The sequence below is a fragment of the Brevibacterium sp. OS20 genome (assembly GCF_056837565.1).
Window position 1 is genome coordinate 1929060 of record NZ_CM166367.1, and the last position, 21046, is coordinate 1950105.

Below are 21046 nucleotides of genomic sequence, written 5' to 3' on the forward strand. Positions count from 1 at the left end.
ATGCTCGGGTCGGGACACTCGGCTTCTGTTGAACCAATGACTTTCAGAATAGCGGCACGAGGCGGTGCCGGCTTCTTGATTCCTGACGTACTTCAGCCGATCGCCCGACCCACCCAATCCGGGCGCTCCATGTCGATCTGTGAGATCCGTTCCGCCACTGTGTCCGGGAAGGGCACGACTCGGTCCTCCGCCTGGTCGACGTGGAGGGCCATGATCTCCTCGGTCGATACGAGGCGCTCATCGACGTACATCTCATAGGCCAGGTGCAGCTTCTTCTCACCCACACTCACGAGGTGCGGGACGACGGTGAGTCGGTCGCCGAGGGCCGCCTCGTCGAGGTAGCGGATATGGGATTCGACGGTGTACAGGGACGCCTTCGCGCTTTCCCGGTAGGCGGCATCGAGGCCGAGCTGATCCATCACCTGATCGGTGGCGAAACCGAACACGAGGACGTAGAAAGCTTCGGACATGTGCCCGTTGTAATCGATCCACTCGGACACGACTTCGGTGCTGTATGACCCGAGTGTCGTCGCCGAGGCGACCCTTGACATCGGTGCGGACGTCGGGGGAGCAGCAGAGGAGGGAGGAGCGCCTGCCACGCCGTCCGCAGACTCACCGTCACCGGAGCCTGCCGTGGTGGTGGCCAACTGGTCGGTGAGCCGACGCAGGGCGATGATTCCGGCATCACGATGCGCCACGAGGTCGGCGATGGAGCGGTCACCGGCCTCGATATCGCAGCCGGCCACGACATCATCACGCAGCCGTTGACTGAGCTCCGGAGCGGTCAGCCGCGTCCACGGAGACTTCAGCGAGGGGCCGAAATGGTCGAGCATATGCGCCATTCCGCCCTCGCCGCCGGCGAGGTGGAAGGTGAGCATCGGCCCCTGGAACGGCCACCGCAGACCAGGGCCATCGGTGATCGAGCGGTCGATCTGCTCGACCGTGGCCTCGCCCTGCTCGACCATGTACAGGGCCTCGCGCCACTGAGCTTCCTGCAGTCGGTTGGCGATGAATCCGGGGACTTCACGGTCCATGCGGATGACGGATTTGCCGATATGGCTGAAGAAGTCGGCGGCCCAGTCGACAGCAGCGGCCGATGTGGACTGGCCGCCGACGACCTCGACCAAGGGGATGAGGTAGGGCGGGTTGAATGGGTGGCCGACGACGAGGCGCTCGGGGTGGGCCGCCTCGGTGGCCATTTCGGTCATGCTGTATCCCGAGGTCGACGAGCTGATCACGATATTCAGTGGGCACACCTCGTCGATCTGGGCGAGCAGTCCGCGCTTGAGGGCGAGGTCCTCGGGTGCGGACTCCTGGACGAATCCGGTGCCGGCGACCGCCTCGGCGAGGTCGGTGTGCATCGACCAAGCGGTGCGGTCGGCTGACTCGACCATGTCGAGTTCGGCCAGGGCCGGCCAAGCCGCATCGAGGAGGCGCGCGAATTTCTCGCCGGCGTCCGGAGCCGGGTCCCAGATCTTCACCCGGTAGCCCTGTGCGAGGAAGTATGCGGCCCAGCCGCCGCCGATCGTTCCAGCGCCGACGCAGGTGATGGTGTCGATCGCGTCGAAGCCGAGGAACTCCGGCGTGTCGGGAAGGGGCGCGGCGGGGGTGGAATCGTTCACAGATCGCCTCCGGTGATGGTCGGTGTCTGCACGCGCAGATCGAGGATCTCGCGGGCCTCGTCAGGAGTGGCCACGGATGCGCCGAGGCCGGTGATGATGTCGACGGCACGAGCGGTGAGATCGGCGTTCGTGGCCTTGACGCCCTTGGACATGTAGAGGTTGTCCTCGAGTCCCACGCGGGCATGACCACCGGCGAGCACGGAGTGGGCCACCCACGGCAGCTGGTTGGCACCGATGGCAAATGACGTGAACTGCGCACCTTTGGGCAGCATGTTCACCATTGCAGCCAAGAGGCCAGGATCGGCCGGAGCACCGTAAGGGATGCCCATGCACAGCTGGTACAGGGGCGGGGCGTCGATGAGTCCCTCCTCGACCAGCACATTGGCGAACCACAGATTGCCGGTGTCGAAGATCTCCATTTCGGGACGCACTCCCAGAGTCTGGATGCGCTTCGACCCTTCGCGCAGCATGTCGGGGGTCGAGACATAGAGGTTCGAACCTTCGCCGAAGTTGAGGCTGCCGCAGTCGATCGTGCAGATCTCGGGCAGCAGCTCCTCGACGTGGGGGAGTCGGTCCAGGGCGTTGATGAGATCGGTGCCCGGCATCGTGGTCAGCGGATCCTGCGGATCGATGACGAGGTCGCCGCCCATCCCGGCGGTGAGGTTGATGACCGGGTCGACGTCGGAGGCGCGGATGCTGCGAACCACTTCGCGGTAGTAGGCGACTTCGCGCGAACCCTGTTTCGTCTCGAGGTCGCGGACATGGATATGGACCACCGACGCCCCGGCGCGGGCCGCCGCAATGGCATCGTTCGCAATCTCTTCGGGGCTGACGGGAACGTGTTCGCTCTTGCCGGTGGTGTCCCCGGCTCCTGTGACGGCACAGGTGAGGATGACCTTGCGGTTCATGATGACTCCTTCAGTCGATCGGCGGTTGTTGCGGTTGTGGGTTCTGTGGGATGCATGATGGCGCGATCGAGGTAGGAGCGCAGACGCCGGGAGAAGGTCTCGGTGTCCATCACCCCGGTGAGCACCTTGATTCCGAGTCCGTCGAGGAGGGAGGTGAGTTCGTCGGCCATGGCACGTGGATCACCGCCTCGGAAGCAGCCGGTGCGCTGACCGTCCTCGAGCGTCGTCTGGACGGTGCGCGACCAGCGTTCGTAGCTGAGCGGATAGTTCGACAGAGCCGAACCTTCGAGGGCCATTCGAGTCCACGTCTGCAGCCAGATCGACCATTCGCCGCGTTCCGTGCGTCCCAGCGGGGACTGCAGCTTCAACAGACTTTCTAGTCTCTGCGCGGGGTCCGCGATGTCGTCAAGCCACGCGATCTGACGGTCGAAGGCGAGTTTGACCGAATAGTCGAGAGCGGCATCGAAGAGCTCGGACTTGTTGGCGAAGTAGTAATGGATGCTCGGCGCCGAGACCCCGGACGCCGCCGCGATATCGGCGATGCGCACCGCGTCGAAGCCGTACCGGCCGAACAGCGTCCACGCCGCCTCGGCGATCGTGCGTCTCGGGTTGGCGTCGTCGTCGTTGGCCGCAGCAGCTGCCGAGTTCGGCGGAAGCGCGGAGACCTGGGACTCGTCGCCAAGCAGCCACCGGACGGTCACACCTGTGGCGGTGGCCACGCCGAGGAGCTCATCGGCGGTGAAGCGGCGGCGACCTGACAGCGCCTTGGACAGCTTCGTCTCGTCGATGCCGATCACAGAGGCGATCTTGCGCTGCTTCAATCCGGACCGCCGGATGGCGTCCCGGACGCGGAGTCCGGTGGCCTCGGACCCCCTGTCGATCGTGCCGCGGGAATAATCCCCGGTTTCGGTCGTCTGCCCTCCTGCCATGGTGCCGAACCTACCTCAGCAACAAGTCCGCTCGCAAGTAAATATGAATAAGAGTCAGAACTTGCGATCAGTGACCATGGAGAGGAATTCGTGTCGATCCGAACCGTCCGAGGCACCACAAATCGGTTCTATGCGGTTAGTCTCGTTATCGGTGGGCGATCCCCATCACCATCGACCGCGCCGAGGAGCACCCATGACCGACAGTCTTCATTCCCGCATGCACGTTGTCTCCGATGAGACCCGAAACCTCGTGAATCTCGTGCTCGAGTACTCGCGTCGTCGGACTCTGGCCGAGGACACCCCGCTCGACCATCCCACGTCCGAAGCCGAGCTGCGTCGACTGGCCGGTCCCACCGTCACCGAGGAGGGGTTGGGATCAGCTCGGGCGCTGGCGATCTTCGAGCACATCTTTGCTCCGGCCTGTATCTCCACCGACCATCCGAAGTACCTGTCGTTCATCCCCAGCGCTCCCACGAAGGCGGCTGTCGCCTTCGACCTGGTCGTCTCCGCCAGCGCTCTCTACGGCGGTTCGTGGCTCGAAGGTGCCGGAGTCGTCCATGCAGAGAACGAAGTCCTGCGCTGGCTGGCGGGAGAGTTCGGGCTGCCCGCTGGAGCCGGGGGAGTCTTCGTCCAAGGAGGTACGATCGGCAACCTCTCAGCTCTCGTCGCCGCCCGCAACGCACAGAAGGAGAAGCTCGGTGAGACTCGGCCGGGACGCTGGGTGATCGTGTGCAGCGCCGAAGCCCACTCCTCGGTCGCCTCCGCTGCCGAGGTCATGGATGTCGATGTCGCCCCGGTGGCCACCGGCGAGGACGGGATCCTGCGTCCCGACGGCGTGCGTGAGGCCCTGCTCGAACACGGGGACGCCGTGATCGCGGTGGTCGCCACCTCGGGGACGACGAACTTCGGCACCATCGATGACATCGCCGGCATCGCCGCTCTCAAGGACGAGTTCGACTTCTGGCTCCACATCGACGGCGCCTACGGTCTGGCCGCGATGCTCTCGCCGCAGGCACGCCACAAGTTCGCCGGAGTGGAGAAGGCCGATTCGCTCATCGTCGACCCTCACAAATGGCTCTTCGCTCCCTTCGACGCCTGTGCGCTCATCTACCGCGATCCGAATTCGGGGAGGCGAGCGCACACGCAGAAGGCCGAATATCTCGATACGCTCACCGACGCTCAGAATTGGAGCCCCTCGGACTTCGCCATCCAGCTGACGCGGCGACCGCGTGGGCTGCCGCTGTGGTATTCGCTGGCCAGCTATGGTGCCGAAACGTATCGGGAGGCGATCGGCCATTCGATCGATCTGGCGCGTGAGATCGCCACGGAGATCAAGCATCGAGAGCATCTGCGGCTCGTGCGCGAACCCGAACTCTCGGTCGTCGTGTTCGAACGCGACGGTTGGCAGCGGTCGGATTATGACGCATGGTCGGATCGTCTGCTCGAGGACCAGCGCGCTTTCGTCGTCCCGAGCTCGCACCAGGGGCGGCCGAATGCCAGGTTCGCGATCGTCAATCCGCTGACGACGTTCGACGATCTCACCGACATCCTCGATTCGATGGAGTGAATGGATGCGTTCGATCCGTCCTTCACTGAGGTCCTCGATCTTCTGAGGGCCCCGCAGAGGTGACGGTCGCTCAGTCTTCGGGTGCATCCTCGGCGGCGGTCGTCGGCTTCGACCGGGGACGGAGTTCGACGGTGAAGGCGGGAAGCAGAGCCTGGGTGATCGGGCCGATCCCCAAGGCATAGAGGACTGTGCCGACCCCGACGACTCCGCCGAGAAGCCAGCCCACGGCGACGACGCTGACTTCGATGAGGGTGCGCACCAGTCGGATCGAGCGTCCGGTCACGCGGGAGAGCCCGGTCATCAGCCCATCGCGGGGGCCCGGCCCGAATTGGGAGCCGATGTACATCGCCGAGGCGGCCCCGTTGAGGACGACGCCCGTGACCATGAGAGAGATGTTCCACCCGAGTTCTTCGGGCCGGGGCAGGAACAGGCGGGTGAGGTCGAGCGCCGGCCCGACGAGGAGGGCATTGAGAATCGTGCCGATCCCCGGCTGCTGGCGCAGCGGGATCCAGATGAGGAGTACGAGGAACGCGAGAATCGTGATGATGGTGCCGAAGGTCAGCGGCACGTGATTCTGAATGCCGGAGTGGAGGACGTCCCACGGCATCATGCCCAAGCCCGCGTTGACCATCATCGCCATCGAGGCACCGAAGAGGTAGAGGCCGAGGATCAGCTGGGGGAGACGCCGCCACAGCCGTCCGCCGCGCAGCTGTGCGATGGGACCGACGTTGGCCAGCTGACGCCTCGAGGCTCTCATCTTCGTCATGTGGTGGCTTTCTGAGGGTTGCGATCAGAGGGACAATTCCATCATGACCGAAATTGGTCTTGTGCGATATAGCCACTTGCTGGAAAGTGGTCCCATGAGGTCAGAACCATGAGCACACCGGTCCTGGGAGCCAAACGACTCATCGGCATCATCGGAGACGGACCGTGGAAGGCGCCCGCATACGGATCGCTGGCCGCCGCAGTGGCCGCGGCGATCACCGACGGACGACTCCCGGTCGGCACGAGGCTGCCGAGCGAACGCGAACTCGCAACTGCCTCCGGTCTCTCGCGGACGACGACGGGACGGGCGTACGCTCAGCTGCGGGAACAGGAATACATTCTCACTCGCCGAGGCTCCGGCAGCATCGTTCAGCTGCCCAGCGTCCCGGGCGGCCGTATCGACCACCTGCTCTCACCTGCCGGCGGCGACGAGTCGGAGGTCGATCTCACGTGCACCGCTCCGGTCGCACCTCCGGATATCCTCGACGCCTACGACCGGGCACTGTCACGTTTGGGTGCCTACCTGCCCGGCACCGGGTACTATCCTTCCGGGCTGCCGGTGCTGCGGGAGATCATCGCCGATCGCTATACCCGGCGCGGCGCCCCGACCGACCCTGATCAGATCCTCATCACCTCTGGGGCACTCGGCGGTGCGGCCATCGCCGTCCGCGCCCTCCTCGACGTCGAACCGCATGAGTCCGCGCGCCTCGGCGGGGCACGGTCGACCTCGCGGGTGCTCATCGAAAGCCCCACCTATCCGAATGCGATCGCCACACTCGAAGGCGCGGGCGCCGCTCTCGTGACCTACCCCCTCGAGTTCGGAACTCAGGGGCATCATTGGGACATCGACGCCATGGAGCAGCTGATGGGACAGACACGTCCGCGCAGCGCCTATCTCATCCCCGACTTCCACAATCCGACCGGCGCACTGCTGCCCGAAGCCCAGCGCAGTGAGCTCGCGGAGGCTCTTCGTCGGCATCGAGTCGTCCCCGTCTTCGACGAATCCCTCGTCGAACTGGAACTCGAGGACGGCAGGATGGCCACTCCGATGTCCGCGCTGATCACGGACGCGGTGACAGTGGGCAGTGTGAGCAAGATCTATTGGGGAGGTCTGCGCATCGGATGGATGCGCATTCCCCGCCACCGGATCGGTCATTTCGCGTCCTCCCGGCTCGGACTCGACCTGGGAGCACCGGTCCTCGAACAGCTCGTCACGGTCGAACTCATGAGCAATCACGATGCTGTCGTCGCCGACTGCCGCTCCCGGCTCAGAGCCGCCCGAGACCTGCTCGCCGCACAGGTGAGGTCATGGCTGCCAGAGTGGAAGCTCATCGTCCCCTCCGGTGGAATGGCGCTGTGGGCCGAACTGCCGGAGGCACGTTCCGGGGTACTCTCGATCGCCGCGAGAAACCATGGTCTCCGCCTCGTCGCAGGACCGAACTTCGCCCCCGCCGGTGGACTCGATCGGTGGGTGCGCCTGCCCTATACGGTGACGGAGAGCGAACTGCAGCATGTGGGGCCGCGACTGGCCGCAGCCTGGGAGGAAGCCAAATCGATGACCGGACGTGGACCGACCGACCGGGCCCGCATCGTGGCGTGAACATCGCGGGCACGCAGGGAAAACCTGAGTACGATGACCGTATGGGAGACGACAGCGGACTCAGTCACGATGGGCAGTACTCGACGGCGACGACCGTCGGGGAGTTCCGAGCCAATATCGCCGAGGTGAAGCGCCGGATCGCCGCTGCCGCCGAGCGCGCCGGCCGGGACCGCGCCGACATCGAGCTGCTTCCAGTGAGCAAGACCGTACCCCAGGAACGCATCCGCCTCGCCGTTGCCGCCGGTTGTGCGAAGTTGGGTGAGAACAAGGTTCAGGAGGCCCACCGCAAATCCGAGGAGATGGCCGACCTCGACATCGATTGGGCTGTGATCGGGCACCTCCAGTCGAATAAAGCCAAGGACGTGGCGAAGTTCGCCAGCGAATTCCAGGCGCTCGACCGACTCAAGGTCGCCAGAGCCCTCGACCGTCGACTCGAAGCGGAAAGACGCAGCCTCGACGTGTATGTCCAGGTCAACACCTCCTCTGAGGACTCCAAATTCGGCATGCCGCCGGAAGAGCTCCTCGACTTCCTCAAGGAGGTGCGAGCCTTCGAGACTCTCAAGGTCCAGGGACTGATGACTTTGGCAGTCTTCTCTTCGGATATCGACCGTGTCCGTCCCTGCTTCCAGCTTCTGCGCGGTCTGCGCGACCAGGTTCGCGAAACCGATCCTGACCTTCTCGGCCTGGGGCGGCTGTCGATGGGCATGTCTGGTGACTTCGAAGTGGCCATCGAAGAGGGCGCAGACTGCGTCCGTGTGGGGCAGGCCATCTTCGGTCGACGAGCGCTGCCGGACTCCCACTACTGGCCCGAAGCCGACTGAACGGCCGACCGGCTGTGCCTCCTTCCCACCCGGAGTCCGGACGTGACAAGCCATCGGCTCAGACGAGTTCGGACGCCGTTCGGCGCCCCTCGACGCAGACGCTCTGGTGGTTCGGCGGTGCCGTGCTCGGCGTCATCCTCGGTGCGGGAATCTCCGGATTCGCCGCTCTGGCCGAAACCGCCCTGACGTCGTGCCTCATCGCTCTGCTCTTCCTCACGTTCCTCGACATCCCTTTCGAAACGGGATTGCGTGCGGTTCGCGATCTGCCTCTTCTTGCTGTGACGGCGGCCTTGAACTTCCTCATCGTCCCGCTGGTCGTCGCCGGTCTCATATCGGTCTTCGACATCGCTGATCCGCTGCTGCCGGCTGTGCTCATCGTGCTGCTGTGTCCCTGCATCGACTACGTCATAGCGTTCACACGTGCTGCAGGAGGCGCCGCCGATCGCCTGCTGATGCTCACTCCCATGCTCATGATCGCTCAGCTGCTGTTGCTGCCCGTGATGCTGTGGGCGGTCACCGGAGGGCGGCTGAGCATCGATCTGCCTGTTCGTCCGCTCGTCGGCGCGCTGGTGCTGTTCATCATCATTCCTCTTACGGCCGCCGTCGTCGTTCGTCGACTTGCCCGCCGGACGCCACGATTGGGCCGGCCCCTCGCCGCGAGCGCACGTCTGATGGATCCGGTCATGACGCTGACGCTGCTCGTCATCACTGCCTCGGTCACCCCGAGGATCGCCCATTCCGCCGGACAGTTGGGGACCGTGGCCGTCGTCTTCGCAGTCTTCGCTGTCGTGATGACCACGATCGGGTGGGGCGTCACGCGGGCTCTGCACGTCGGTCCGCGGCGATCACGTGCTGTGATCCTCTCCGCCGTCACGCGCAATTCCCTGGTCATGCTTCCGATCGTTCGTGCGATCACCGGGGAGGGCATCGGTCCAGCGGGGGTCGTGACGCAGACCCTCATCGAGCTTCTTGTTCTGATCGTCCTCGTCCGCGTCCTGCCTCGTCTGGTGCCGGCCACTGCCGTGGCCGAAAACCGCTAGTAATCGTACTCCTCGGGGCGGACAATGGAACTATGTTCACCTCCGATCAGTGTTATCAGGCAGTCACTTCCCGTGACCGACGCTTCGATGGAATGTTCTTCACCGCGGTGCGCACCACCGGGATCTTCTGCCGTCCGTCGTGTCCGGCGAGGACTCCGCGGCGGGAGAACGTGGACTTCTTCGTCACGGCCGCGGCCGCGGCAGACGCCGGTTTTCGGGCCTGCCGACGGTGCCGCCCGGATGCCAGTCCGAATTCGCCGCAGTGGGATACCCGCGGAGACGTCGTGGCCCGAGCCATGCGCCTCATCCGCGACGGTGCCGTCGACCGCGGAGGAGTCGCAACCCTCGCCGCCGAACTCGGGTACAGCACTCGCCAACTCGGGCGCCTCATCCACGCCGAGCTCGGTGCCGGACCTCTGGCGCTGGCTCGCACCGAAAGGGTACGCACTGCCAGGACACTCATCGAGGCCACCTCGATGCCGATGAGCGAGATCGCCTTCGCCGCCGGCTTCTCCAGTATCCGACAGTTCAACGACACCTTCCGAACGATGTATTCGATCAGCCCACGACAGCTGCGCAGAGACGGTGCCGAACATTCGGTGACCGACGAAGTCGTACTCCGATTGGCGTATCGCCCGCCGTTCGACTTCGCGCATCTGCTGGGGTACTTCGAGGCACGAGCCGTTGCCGGGATCGAAAATGTCTCGGACGGCGCCTACACCCGGTCGATGCGGCTGGCTCACGGTCCCGCCGTGATCACGGTGCGGCAAGGGCACGGGGACTTCGTTGACTGCCGTCTCCGCCTGGCCGACACCCGCGACCTCGGCAGCGCCGTCGCACGAGTCCGGCGCCTCCTCGACCTCGATGCCGACCCCGAGGCGATCGCCCATACACTGCGGTCGGCGGGCCTGCGCCGCCTCGTCGACGACCATCCAGGACTTCGTTCACCGGGCCACAGCGACCCCGTCGAACTGGCTCTGCGGACAGTCCTCGGACAGCAGATCTCCTTGGCCGCCGCCCGCACCCATCTGGAACGCCTCGTCGCAGGTGTTGGAGAATCACTGCCGGAGGAGCTGAGCTTCGGCGGAGTCGACAGGGTCTTTCCCACCGCCGAGGCGATCGCCGCTGTCCCCGCATCCGAATGGGCGTTGCCTTCGAGTCGGATCAGGACGATTCAGACACTGTCGCAGGCGTTGGCCGAGGGCAGTGTGGACCTCGGCGCGGGCAGCGACCGCGAGGAAGCGAGCCGGAATCTGCTGGCACTGCCCGGAATCGGTCCGTGGAGCAACGGCTATATCCGGATGCGCGCCCTCGGAGATCCCGACGTCTTCATGGACTCAGACCTCGGCGTTAAGAAGACCATCGCCGATCTCGACGCGAGTTCAGCGGCACCTGTCGATTGGAAACAGGTCGCAATGAACTGCAGTCCCTGGCGCTCCTACCTGACCCACCTGCTGTGGGCACATCACGCCCGCAGCCCAGCAGCCTGACCGACCGAGACCGAGCAAGGAATGATTCTGCCCATGACTCACCGACACGAAGGACACGCAGACATGACCACGCCGACAACGACCCAACCCGACACCGCACGGAAGTTCACCGCTGCCATGGAGCTGCCGACCGCCTCGGCACCGGTATATACGACGATCCTCGATACGGACCTGGGACCTCTCCTGCTCACCTCGGATGGGACCCACCTCACCGGGCTCTATCTCGAGGTCTCCGAGGCGATCGATGCTCGACTCGACAGAATGTTCGGAGTCGAACCGACTCCGGAAGACGACCTGGAGATCTTCCACCGCGCCGAGGCACAGCTGGGGGAGTACCTTTCAGGCCAGCGCACACAGTTCGATCTGCCCTTGGCGGCGAAGGGAACGGAATTCCAACGCTCGGTGTGGCAGGCGCTGACGCAGATTCCGTTTGGCAGCACAGCAGGTTACGGTGAGCTGGCCGAGATGCTGGGAAGACCCGGTGCGGCGCGTGCTGTGGGGGCCGCCAACGGAAAGAACCCCATCAGCATCATCGTGCCCTGCCACCGAGTCATCGGAGCGGACGGATCCCTGACCGGCTACGCATGGGGAGAGGGAAAGAAACGCACCTTGCTCACCCTGGAAACCCGCCCCTAATTACTACCTGACGGCGGCCCAGCAACCTCGCGCCAGGTTGCTGGGCCGCCGTCAGGTAGCAAGAAGGGCGGGGATCCTTGTTTGGATCCCCGCCCTTCAGCGGTGGAGGTAAGGGGATTCGAACCCCTGACCTTCTCCATGCCATGGAGACGCGCTACCAACTGCGCCATACCCCCGCTTGCCTGATCAATATTACCCACGTGTGGGTGAGAGACCAAATCGGCGGAGAGTGACGCTCGCCACAAGGGCGGGAATACTGGAACCCCGTGTTCAGGCACTGATCGGGGCCGACCCCGCGGCCCGAGTCCGATGAACTCGGGCCGCGGCGAGTCAGCTATCCGCCGAGGATTCTCCGCGGTGGATCAGATGAACGGCCGGACCTGGCTGAGGTAGCGCACGATATCCCGCTCGCGCAGTTCACGTACGCGCTGCTCGCGAGCGTGTTCGCGCAGGCGAGCCTGCTGACGACGGGCAACCTTCAGGCGGCGAGACTCGGGTGTCGGGGCTGGGCGGCGCGCCCACCGGATGAGCTTCATTCCGGTGCTCAGGGCCCAGCGTCGTGGATAGGTGAATGGGAATGTGGTGGACACAATTATTCCTCGTGGTTTTCGGGCAGGGGATATCCGCAAATGGGCAGGAGATATCCCGGAATGACGGTCAGATAAACAATTGCCGAAAAAGTCGTGACATTGACAATGAATCGCCTGCGCAAGGGTGCATATGACAAAGGCAGCTAATTGCCAATATGGGAATAGGTCATTGCAATGACAGATTCACTGATATGGCAACGGAATACGATAGGCAATGAATCCGAACTGGTCGGCCGCACAGCGGAAGGCGCCAGGTGGTACGGCGCTCACTCGCGAATGCAGCAGATCGGACCGAACTCAATGATGTTGGCGTGAAGTGGCCGGATCAGGTGCGGCAACTGGCGGTGCTAGGCACAGCAGGGATGCCGAAAGTGATCTGGACACAAGCCGGGCGTGAAGAATGCCGGATATCAGGCAACCGGTGGCTCAGAGGACAACGGTGGCCGGAAGCCAACCGGTGGAAAAGACGTGGGAGACGGCTGTGTCAGCCGACGAGTCCTTGTCCGCCAATCGGGCAGGCAGCGTATTCATGCCAAGGCGTTCGAAGGTCAGGGCCTGCAAGAAAATTCATCATCGTAACTGCTCTCCTTTCATGGTCGTGGATCTCGTGGGGACGGCGTCAACGTCCGCTATTGTCAAGGTGCAATCAGGTTGGTGTCTGCGAATCCGTAATTGCACTGTCGAATTTAGCACAGCTTTCATTGCGTGTGGGAGTTTTGTTCATTATTTTCTCAAATATTTTCACTTCGACTGTTCGGGCGAGAAAGACGGTTCGTGAAAACTGTTGGTCGAAGCGCTGTTTGGGCCGACGTAGAATCGGAAGAGACGTGCATCAGTCGGACACGCAGCTTGAGGAGTTGAGGATGTCAGAGACCGCCACCACCAGACGTCTGGTCGTCGGATACATCGCCACGGATCGGGGCCGGGATGCGATCTCGCTGGCCATTTCGATCGCGCGTTCCATCGACGTCGAACTCGTGGTCACCATCGTCCGTCCGGAATCATCGACGATTCTCGCCGGCAGCGCCGTGCCCAAGGACGGGGCCGGGATCGTGGCCCAGCAGATCGACGATTGGCTGGACGAAGCCCTGGCACTCATCCCCGATGACATCCGCGCCAGAGGCTGCATCCACATCGCCTCGAACGAATCCAAGGGCCTCATGGAGGTCGCCGAGCAGGAAGGCGCACTGGGCATCATCATCGGTGCACGGGCCACCACACTGATGCGCCAACTGCGCATCGGCACGGTCGCTTCGTCGCTGCTGCACTCGTCGACGGTGCCCGTCGTGCTCGCCCCGTCGGGCAGGTCCGACATCGGGCCGATCTCGCGGGTGACCGCACTCTACGGGGCTCGCCCAGGTGCTTCGTCACTCATCGGAGCGGCCATCGAATCGGCTGTCGGCCTCGGAGTCGATCTCAGACTGCTGTCCTTGATCGAGAACGACGGACTCTATGACGACGAGGTCGCCGAGATCACCGAATTCGCCGAACAGTACGGGGGAGCGGTGCTGGCGGACGACGCTTCGGAGATGCTAGCCTCTGGCCGTGCGACGGTGAGAACCAAGGCCGGAGCCGATATCGAAGAGGCCGCCGAGACCATCGACTGGCAGCCCGGCGACCTCGCCTTCATCGGATCGAGCCGCTTGGGCCACGGAGGCAAGGTAGCAATCGGTGCGAGGGCTCGCCGTCTGCTGCGTGTCCTGCCCGTTCCGGTGGTGGTCGTGCCCCGACGTGCCGTGAGTCGACTGCACACCGCCGAAACCGACTGAGGTGCGGATACGTCAATCACAGCGGACCGACATCCGGCTGGGCTCCCACAGCACGGCCGCGTGGATCCATCCGGGTGAGCGGCGTCGGCGTCCGCTGCTGATGGTGCATGGCTTCCGTGGGGATCATCATGGAATGGACCTCATCGCCGGCAGCATCACCGACCGCGAGGTGGTCGTGCCCGACCTGCCCGGGTTCGGTCTCACTGCCCCGCTGGATTCGGGTTCGTCGCTCTCTGCCTTCGTCGATCATCTCCTCGCTCTGCGCGCCGAGGTGGGCAGGCAGCGGGGCGTGACACCGATCCTGGTGGGGCACTCCTTCGGTTCGATCCTGGTCAGCCACCTGGCGGCCTCCCACCGGGACGTCGTCGACGAGCTCGTGCTCATCAATCCGATCACCAGCCCCGCCCTCGAAGGGCCCGCACGATTCCTCACCGCGGTCACCCGGGCCTATTACGCCCTCGGTGCGCGGCTGCCCGAGCGAGCCGGTCGCTCCCTGCTGAGCAACCCCGTGATCGTCCGGGCCATGAGCGTGGCCATGGCCACGACTCGCGACCCCGGCCTGCGTTCGTACATCCATGATCAGCATTCGCGGCACTTCTCGTCGTTCGCTGACCGCGCGTCCCTGTCAGAGGCCTTCGCGACGTCCGTCGCGCACACCGTCACCGAGGTGGCCGACCACCTGAGTATGCCCACGCTCGTCATCGCCGGCGATCAGGACGCCATTGCCCCGATCGGCCCGACCCGGGCATTCGTGGAGAAGCTCCCCGACGTCGAATTCGTGGAATTGGATGGGGTGGGCCACCTCGTGCACTATGAACGGTCGGAGGAGGCCGCCTCGGCGATCATGGATTTCTGCCACCGGCGAATCGACCGGTGATTCGGCGCGTGACAGGCCGAAGGCAGATACGGTGAATCGACGAAGGGCCGCTGCGCATCAGCGCAGCGGCCCTTCTCTTCAACCGTGTTGGAGATCAGCGGCGGGAGTCGCGTGCCCAGCGGTAGAGAATCGGCACGAGGAATGCGAAGCACGACGCGAGCAGACCACCCCAGAACACCCAGAACTCGGTTCCCTCAGGTGAGGAGAATGAGGCTCCGAAGAGGTAGAGTCCGAACACGAACAGAGCGAAGGCGAAGACGAAGACGATGACATCGGCGAACGATGCTGAATTGCGGGTTCTCTTCGGGGCGGCGATATCGGACATGGTCTCCTCCGGCGATGTTTCTGGTGGTCAGCTGACTCTCAGCAACAGTCTACATCGCGTAGAGGACTTTGCTCATCTCCGGTCGTGTTCGGCGCTTCGCTCCGGGACCAGCCAACCGAGCAGAGCCGAGACGATCGAGACGATGATCGCGGCGAAGATGGCGGAGAAGAAGAACGAATCGATGGTGAACTCGAACGGGGTGAACCCGCTGAGCCAACTCGTCAGCGCCAACATGATCGCGTTGATGACGATGGAGAACAGTCCCAGGGTCAGACACGTGATCGGAGCCGAGACGAAGCTGAGGATCGGTTTGATGAAGGCATTCGCCAATCCGAAGATGAGGCCGATGACGAGGTAGGAGATGATCATCGCCGGAATGGCGCCGGCCTGCTCCTCGACGACCCGGTTCCCTGTGATCGTCACACCCGGCAGGATCCAGGCCGCCACCCAGATCGCACAGGCGTTGACGATGACGCGAGACAAGAAGTTCATAGCCGTCATCCTCGCAGACCGATCTGCGTTCTTTCTGAGTCGCGGATGGGAATGAGGTCCGTGCCATGGTGATCAAACTCAACGTCGCTTGGTGCATTGGCACTCGAATCGGATCGCCAAACACAGTAGCCTGAAGGTGAACCCTTCGGTTCGACTTTCTCAGACCAACAGCGTGCACCTACCGAGTGATTTGATCCAGGTCACCACGGCGGCACGACCTCCCGGACGAGCGGGAGCAGAAACTGGATTGATATGACAGACAGCGACATGCCCGCCTCGGCTCGGCGCACCACCGCGCAGCAGTCCTCACCGACTCTGTTCTCGGCCGTCGGACGCAGCTATTTCCCGATCGCCTTCGTCGCCCGCATGCCTTTCGCCATGATCGTCGTCGGTGTGCTCACCCTCGTTGTGGCCGGCCGCGGATCGCTGAGCTTGGGCGGGATCAACTCAGCTGTGGTCGGATTGGGCACGGCTCTGTTCGGTTCCTTCATCGGGGCGGCCGCCGACCGGTGGGGTCAGCGCTATGTTCTGCTCATCGCCGGGATCCTCAACTGCCTGGCGCTGACCTTCATGGCGTGGGTCGTCTTCAGCCCGCTGCCGGATTTCGTCGTGTTCATCGCCGCCTTCGCGATCGGTGCCACCTCACCTCAGGTCGCGCCGATGTCGCGGTCTCGCCTCGTCGACATCGTCATGTCCGTGCTGCCCTTGTCGAGGCGGCCGAAGGTGCTCAATGCCACGATGGCCTATGAATCCGCAGCCGATGAGGTCATCTTCGTCTTCGGACCCTTCCTCGTCGGGCTCTTGGCGACCTTCTTCACCCCGGTCGCGCCCATCATCGGGGCGATCGTGATGACGCTCGTCTTCGTCTCCGCCTTCGCACTCCACCCGACCGGGCGGGCGCGTTCGACTGGAACGTCGAGCAGCCTCGGCGAGCGTGCCCCCGCCAAGGACATGTTCACCGCCGGTGTCTTCGTCATCATCCTCGGTGTCTTCGGCGTCGGAATGGTGTTCGGCTCCACCCTCACCGCTCTCACCGCGCTGACCAACGACATCGGCCGGCCGGAGGAGGCCGGTCTCATCTACGGAGTGATGGGCATCGGCTCTGCGGTGCTGGCGATCTCGGTGGCGCTGTTCCCCTCTGCGTTCGCTCTGTGGGCGCGACTGCTGTGCTTCGCGCCCATTCTGGTCACGGGATCGGTCATCCTCGCGTCGACGGAATCGATGCCGATCATCGTCATGGCTCTGCTGCTCATGGGCACGGGAATCGGCCCGAGCCTCGTCACCCTCTTCAGCCTCGCCGCCGAACGTGCGCCGCTCGGACGGTCGGCGACCGTGATGTCGATGGCGGGGTCGGCGATCATCGTCGGCCAATCGGTGTCCTCGGCGATCAACGGAATCCTCGCCGAGGATCGGGGAACGGCCGTGGCGATGGCCGTCCCGGTGGCCGCCTCGGCGATCGTCCTGTGTGCCGGTGTCCTCAATCTGTTCGTCGGGAGGCGCCGCGATCTGAGCTCTGACAAGCCGTCACGGCAGCGCGTCGACGGAGCCGAGGAAGAGATCTGAATCACTTCGACTTTCCGTGTTTTGGGACGGCGTGTCCCAGGCATTGCCAGGTGTGACCGGGACATAACCGAGGAGTAGGATGTCCGCTGGTCCATCGTGAAATGCGCCACGGATCGTGGCCTCTCACACCACTACGGAAAGCACACAATGTCTTCAAGCACCTCGACGACCGAGGCCGTCCGCAGCGATACCCGCTTCTTTGGACACCCTCTGCCGCTCATGCAGCTGTTCAGCCTGGAACTGTGGGAGCGATTCTCCTACTACGGGATGAACGGCATCCTCGCGATTTACCTCTACTTCAGCGTCACCGACGGCGGCATGGGGATGGAGCAGGGTACGGCAGTGGGCATCGTCGGTGCGTACGGCGGTGCCGTCTTCCTCGCCACGATCCTCGGCGCCTGGATCGCCGACCGCCTCGCCGGAGCGGAGAAGGTCCTCTTCTACTCCGCGATCATCATCATGATCGGTCACATCTGCCTGGCGTTCATCCCCGGCTTCGGGGGAGTGGCAGTCGGCCTCATCCTTGTTGCGCTCGGCTCGGGCGGTCTCAAGGCGAACGCCTCGGCACTGGTCGGTGAACTCTACGAAGAGAAGGACCCGCGTCGTGACGCCGGCTTCACCATCTTCTACATGGGCGTGAATATCGGTGCCCTCCTCGGCCCGCTGCTCACCGGACTCCTGCAGAAGAACATCGGATTCCACTATGGATTCGGGGCCGCCGCGGTCGGTATGGCACTCGGCCTGATCATCTACCTCACCGGTCGCAAGAGCCTGCCGCCGGAGTCTCGTGTTGCAGTCAATCCGCTGCCGAAGAACAAGCTCTACCTCTTCATCGTGGCCGTCGTGGTCGTCATTCTCCTCGCCGTCATTCTGTGGATGACGAAGATCGTCAACGCGGAAAACCTCGATTGGTGGATCGCCGGGATCTCTGCCGGAGCGGCCGCCTGCTACTTCATCGTCATGTACACCTCGCCGCAGACGAACTCCGACGAACGCTCTCGTGTTCTCGCCTTCATCCCGTTCTTCCTGACGGTTGTCGTGTTCTGGTCGATGTACCAGCAGATCTTCGGAGTGCTGACCGTCTACTCGGATACTCAGCTCAACCGGTCGATCTTCGGATGGGAGATGCCGATCAACTGGATCCAGCTGATCCCTGCGTTCTTCGTCATCGTCTTCGCCCCGCTGTTCGCGACGATGTGGATGAAGCTCGGACCCAAGCAGATCTCGACACCGGTCAAGGCCGGACTGTCACTCGTGCTCATCGGCATCGGGTTCCTCATGTTCCTGCCCTTCGCTGAGGCCGGCCCCAATGAGACTCCGCTGCTGTGGGTGGCTCTCACATTGGCCGTATTCGTCTTCGGTGAGCTGCTCATCTCGCCGGTGGGCCTGTCGTTCTCGACGAAGGTCGCTCCGAAGGTCTTCCAGTCGCAGATGATCGCCGTGTTCTTCCTTGCCTCGGGTGTCGGTACGGCACTGTCCGGTGTGCTCGGCGGGTACTTCGACGCCGGCAACCAGGCACCCTACTGGCTGTCGGTCGGAGGATCGTCGGTCGTGCTCGGCCTGCTCGCGCTGACGCTGACGAAGCCGATGCTGGGGCTGCTGCGCGGAATCCGCTGATTCAGTAGCTTCGCGCATAGCCAGCGCAGTCCGAAGGCTCCTGTGGGTCACCGCCTCACGGGAGCCTTCGTCGTTTCCGGGCGGGCATCCCTCACCCGCAGTGTCGCTTCAGAGCGTTGCAGCACGAGGGTGTGGCCGGACGGGTGAGGGGTGCGGTGCCACCGGCAGATTATACGAGTTCGGGTGACAGATGCCGGGCATCGAGAGGCTGCCTGCAGCAGTCAGACGCCGATGAAGATGGGCAGCGCGTCAGGATGGTGGGCGTGGACGATCGTGAGGAACACGAGCGCGTCGAAGAGCAGATGCACCGTGACCGTATACGGCAGCGATTTCGTGCGAGTGAAGATGAAGGCCTGCACGAGTGCGAAGGGGATCGTCAGCAGCGGACCGATCGACCGGTAGCCGAGCTCCCAGAGGAACGAGACGAAGATGATCGTGGTGAATATGTTCGCGGTCCAGAACGAGAAGTGTTTGCGCAGGAGCGCGAAGACCGTGCAGATGAAGAACAGCTCGTCCCAGATGCCCACGGCGTTGACCCCGAAGAACAGTCGGATGATCTCCGACCAGTTCGTCAGCGGAGGCCAGTTGAGGTAGACCCCGGTGCGCATGAAGTACTGCGGCAGCACTGCCCAGGCGACCACAACGACGAAGACCAGCCATGCCCATTCCAGCCGCGACCAGGGTTGGCCGCGACGCAGCGGAAACTGGATCGTCTTGTCTTCGAACACATAACGAGTCACGAGCCAAGGGCCGATGACGACGGCCGAGAGCACAACGCCCATGCGTGCGATGTTCGACCACGAGATATCGGCTTCGACCGATATCGCCGAGATGAGAGCGAGACACGCGGCGATGATGCTGAGGTCTCTGGCGAAACTCCGATTGACACTCCACGCGATGATCAGGGCCGCGAGCATCGGTGCGTATCCGAAGGCGCGGACCTGCGGAAACGTCGTTCCCAGGCCGAAGAGCACAACCGCCGAGACCGCCAGCGAGGCAGCCGCAGCGGCCTCCCAGCTGAGCGGTTTCAACTGTGAGGATTCGATGGTTACTGCTCGGTCAGTGTCCACGCTCCACACTGTAGACGAACCCGGTCCGAGTCGCACCGGAACTTCGACCAGTGCCGCACCGAATCATCGCGTCTGGCTCCGCCGATTCACAAGTAGGATCGGAGCGAGGGAAGGACATCATTGGACCCAGAGGACTACTCCGAGCTCATCGCCGAATTGGCACCGAATCTCCACACCGAGACGACGCCGGTACGCAGCGCCGTCGGGCGCACCACGGCCTCGGACATCAGAGCTCCGCGATCGGTGCCCGACTTCGCCGCCTCGGCGATGGATGGTTTCGCCCTCGACGGCGCTGCCCTGAACTCCGCCCGCGACGGGAACGCCATTCGAGTCGTCGGCGACACCCCCGCCGGGCATTCCGCCGTCACGCTGCAGACGGGATGCGCTGTGCGCGTGATGACAGGTGCTCCCGTTCCCTCCGGCGCCGAGGCGGTCGTCCCTGTCGAGCTGACCGACGCTCGACAGACCGGGCCGGCTCCCGAAGCCATCCGAATTGATTCCCTCCCCGCCGCTGTCCCGCCCGGGTGGAACATCCGCTCGATCGGTGAGGACATGTGCCGGGGCGACATCGTCCTGACCGCCGGGGAGCGGATCACCTCGGCCGGAGTCGGCGTGCTGGCGATGCTCGGCATCACCGAGATCGAAGTTCTCCGCAGACCCCGCATCGGTCTGATCGTCACCGGGGACGAAATCCAGGGTGCCGACCAGACAGGTGAGAGTCGCACCGAGGCGGCCGCCTCCTCGATCTTCAATTCGAACCTGCCGATGCTCGCCGCCGCAGTCCGCGGCTTCGGTGCCGAATCCATCGAAGCCACGTGCAGCGACGACGCCTACGAGCTGCGCGGTGTGCTCACGACGATGAGCGCCGAGGCCGACCTCGTTGTGACAACCGGAGGTATCAGCGCCGGTGCCTTCGAAGTCGTCCGTCAGGTCCTGGAACCCGACCATTCGACGTTCCGCCGACTGGATATGCGACCCGGATCGCCTCAGGGCTTCGGACGCCGCGGCACTCTGCCGCTCATCCATCTGCCCGGCACTCCACAGGGAGCCTTCGTCGCCTTCCACCTCTTTGTCGGCTCGCTGCTGACCGGGAAGAGCCTGCGACGGAGATGGCGGAAGGGACTTCTCGCGGGGCCCGATCTGCGAACACACGGAAACGTCGTCACTTTCCGTCCCGGCACCTTCACCGAATCAGGGGAGATCCTCCCTGCCGACCGGTCCAGGCTTCCGAACTTCGCCGCGGCCGATGTGATCATCAGAATCCCGCGCGGCACCGATACCCCGCATGGTTCAGCAGAACTGTGCGCAGGCACGGCCATCGACTACCTCGAGTGCTGACGCCTTCCCTCCCTCCCTTCCGGATTA

At 64.0% G+C, this 21046-nt stretch carries 19 protein-coding genes and 1 tRNA gene; 11 read left to right on the forward strand and 9 right to left on the reverse strand.

What is annotated here, in order from left to right:
* Positions 1 to 92: 92 nt before the first annotated feature.
* The 3 genes from ACVZTU_RS08580 to ACVZTU_RS08590 are packed head-to-tail and all read right to left on the reverse strand — an operon-like array spanning position 93 to position 3459.
* Positions 93 to 1622 (reverse strand): 3-hydroxyacyl-CoA dehydrogenase NAD-binding domain-containing protein, encoded by a 1530-nt coding sequence (locus ACVZTU_RS08580; protein WP_482401718.1) that lies wholly within the window; start codon positions 1620 to 1622, stop codon positions 93 to 95.
* Complete coding sequence (locus ACVZTU_RS08585) at positions 1619 to 2530, reverse strand: beta-keto acid cleavage family enzyme (protein WP_139907972.1); 912 nt, start codon at positions 2528 to 2530, stop codon at positions 1619 to 1621. The genes ACVZTU_RS08580 and ACVZTU_RS08585 overlap by 4 nt, the downstream gene beginning before the upstream one ends.
* Positions 2527 to 3459 (reverse strand): TetR family transcriptional regulator C-terminal domain-containing protein, encoded by a 933-nt coding sequence (locus tag ACVZTU_RS08590; RefSeq protein ID WP_139907973.1) that lies wholly within the window; start codon positions 3457 to 3459, stop codon positions 2527 to 2529. Before ACVZTU_RS08590 ends, ACVZTU_RS08585 begins: the two co-directional genes overlap by 4 nt.
* 193 nt (positions 3460 to 3652) lie before the next feature.
* Between ACVZTU_RS08590 and ACVZTU_RS08595 the strand changes: the two genes are divergently transcribed.
* Complete coding sequence (locus tag ACVZTU_RS08595; protein WP_482401719.1) at positions 3653 to 5026, forward strand: pyridoxal phosphate-dependent decarboxylase family protein; 1374 nt, start codon at positions 3653 to 3655, stop codon at positions 5024 to 5026.
* A 70-nt stretch (positions 5027 to 5096) separates the two neighbouring features.
* Here ACVZTU_RS08595 and yczE read toward each other — a convergent pair whose 3' ends face one another.
* Entirely contained in the window at positions 5097 to 5792 is a 696-nt protein-coding gene (gene yczE / locus ACVZTU_RS08600; protein WP_139907975.1) for a membrane protein YczE, read from the reverse strand.
* A gap of 108 nt (positions 5793 to 5900) precedes the next feature.
* On the opposite strand from yczE, the gene yczR reads away from it, so the two are divergent.
* From yczR to ACVZTU_RS08625, 5 genes are all read left to right on the forward strand, one after another.
* On the forward strand, positions 5901 to 7391 hold the full coding sequence (gene yczR, locus ACVZTU_RS08605) for a MocR-like transcription factor YczR (RefSeq protein WP_482401720.1): 1491 nt from the start codon (positions 5901 to 5903) through the stop codon (positions 7389 to 7391).
* Positions 7392 to 7432: 41 nt separating this feature from the next.
* Positions 7433 to 8212: a YggS family pyridoxal phosphate-dependent enzyme gene (locus ACVZTU_RS08610; RefSeq protein WP_482401721.1), complete on the forward strand. Its 780-nt coding sequence runs from the start codon at positions 7433 to 7435 to the stop codon at positions 8210 to 8212.
* 14 nt (positions 8213 to 8226) lie between these two features.
* A complete protein-coding gene (locus ACVZTU_RS08615) occupies positions 8227 to 9252 on the forward strand; it encodes an arsenic resistance protein (RefSeq protein WP_172169308.1) in 1026 nt (341 codons plus the stop codon).
* Positions 9253 to 9344: 92 nt separating this feature from the next.
* Entirely contained in the window at positions 9345 to 10742 is a 1398-nt protein-coding gene (locus ACVZTU_RS08620; RefSeq protein WP_482401722.1) for a DNA-3-methyladenine glycosylase 2 family protein, read from the forward strand.
* Between the two features lie 63 nt (positions 10743 to 10805).
* On the forward strand, positions 10806 to 11378 hold the full coding sequence (locus ACVZTU_RS08625) for a methylated-DNA--[protein]-cysteine S-methyltransferase (RefSeq protein ID WP_318278508.1): 573 nt from the start codon (positions 10806 to 10808) through the stop codon (positions 11376 to 11378).
* 103 nt (positions 11379 to 11481) lie between these two features.
* Here ACVZTU_RS08625 and ACVZTU_RS08630 read toward each other — a convergent pair.
* Positions 11482 to 11554 (reverse strand) — tRNA-Ala (locus ACVZTU_RS08630).
* Between the two features lie 186 nt (positions 11555 to 11740).
* Positions 11741 to 11968: a hypothetical protein gene (locus tag ACVZTU_RS08635; protein WP_139467077.1), complete on the reverse strand. Its 228-nt coding sequence runs from the start codon at positions 11966 to 11968 to the stop codon at positions 11741 to 11743.
* An 863-nt stretch (positions 11969 to 12831) separates the two neighbouring features.
* Here ACVZTU_RS08635 and ACVZTU_RS08640 point away from each other — a divergent pair.
* Both ACVZTU_RS08640 and ACVZTU_RS08645 read left to right on the forward strand, forming a co-directional pair.
* Positions 12832 to 13737 carry a universal stress protein gene (locus tag ACVZTU_RS08640; RefSeq protein WP_139467079.1) on the forward strand — a complete coding sequence of 302 codons (906 nt, stop codon included), beginning with the start codon at positions 12832 to 12834 and terminating at the stop codon, positions 13735 to 13737.
* A 133-nt stretch (positions 13738 to 13870) separates the two neighbouring features.
* Positions 13871 to 14614: an alpha/beta fold hydrolase gene (locus ACVZTU_RS08645; protein ID WP_229663913.1), complete on the forward strand. Its 744-nt coding sequence runs from the start codon at positions 13871 to 13873 to the stop codon at positions 14612 to 14614.
* 94 nt (positions 14615 to 14708) lie between these two features.
* Here ACVZTU_RS08645 and ACVZTU_RS08650 read toward each other — a convergent pair whose 3' ends face one another.
* The gene (locus ACVZTU_RS08650; protein ID WP_139467084.1) at positions 14709 to 14939 is read right to left on the reverse strand and encodes a hypothetical protein; all 231 of its coding nucleotides are present in this window, start codon (positions 14937 to 14939) and stop codon (positions 14709 to 14711) included.
* Positions 14940 to 15011: 72 nt separating this feature from the next.
* Positions 15012 to 15431 (reverse strand): phage holin family protein, encoded by a 420-nt coding sequence (locus tag ACVZTU_RS08655; RefSeq protein WP_039210811.1) that lies wholly within the window; start codon positions 15429 to 15431, stop codon positions 15012 to 15014.
* 252 nt (positions 15432 to 15683) lie between these two features.
* On the opposite strand from ACVZTU_RS08655, the gene ACVZTU_RS08660 reads away from it, so the two are divergent.
* Positions 15684 to 16994: an MFS transporter gene (locus tag ACVZTU_RS08660; protein ID WP_229663914.1), complete on the forward strand. Its 1311-nt coding sequence runs from the start codon at positions 15684 to 15686 to the stop codon at positions 16992 to 16994.
* A gap of 147 nt (positions 16995 to 17141) precedes the next feature.
* Positions 17142 to 18611, forward strand: coding sequence for a peptide MFS transporter (locus ACVZTU_RS08665; protein WP_139467086.1), 1470 nt, complete (start codon positions 17142 to 17144; stop codon positions 18609 to 18611).
* A gap of 221 nt (positions 18612 to 18832) precedes the next feature.
* Here ACVZTU_RS08665 and ACVZTU_RS08670 read toward each other — a convergent pair whose 3' ends face one another.
* Positions 18833 to 19690 carry a CPBP family intramembrane glutamic endopeptidase gene (locus ACVZTU_RS08670; protein ID WP_373284067.1) on the reverse strand — a complete coding sequence of 286 codons (858 nt, stop codon included), beginning with the start codon at positions 19688 to 19690 and terminating at the stop codon, positions 18833 to 18835.
* 111 nt (positions 19691 to 19801) lie between these two features.
* Here ACVZTU_RS08670 and ACVZTU_RS08675 point away from each other — a divergent pair, with 111 nt between their 5' ends.
* Positions 19802 to 21019: a molybdopterin molybdotransferase MoeA gene (locus ACVZTU_RS08675; protein ID WP_139467088.1), complete on the forward strand. Its 1218-nt coding sequence runs from the start codon at positions 19802 to 19804 to the stop codon at positions 21017 to 21019.
* The last annotated feature ends 27 nt before the right edge of the window (positions 21020 to 21046 follow it).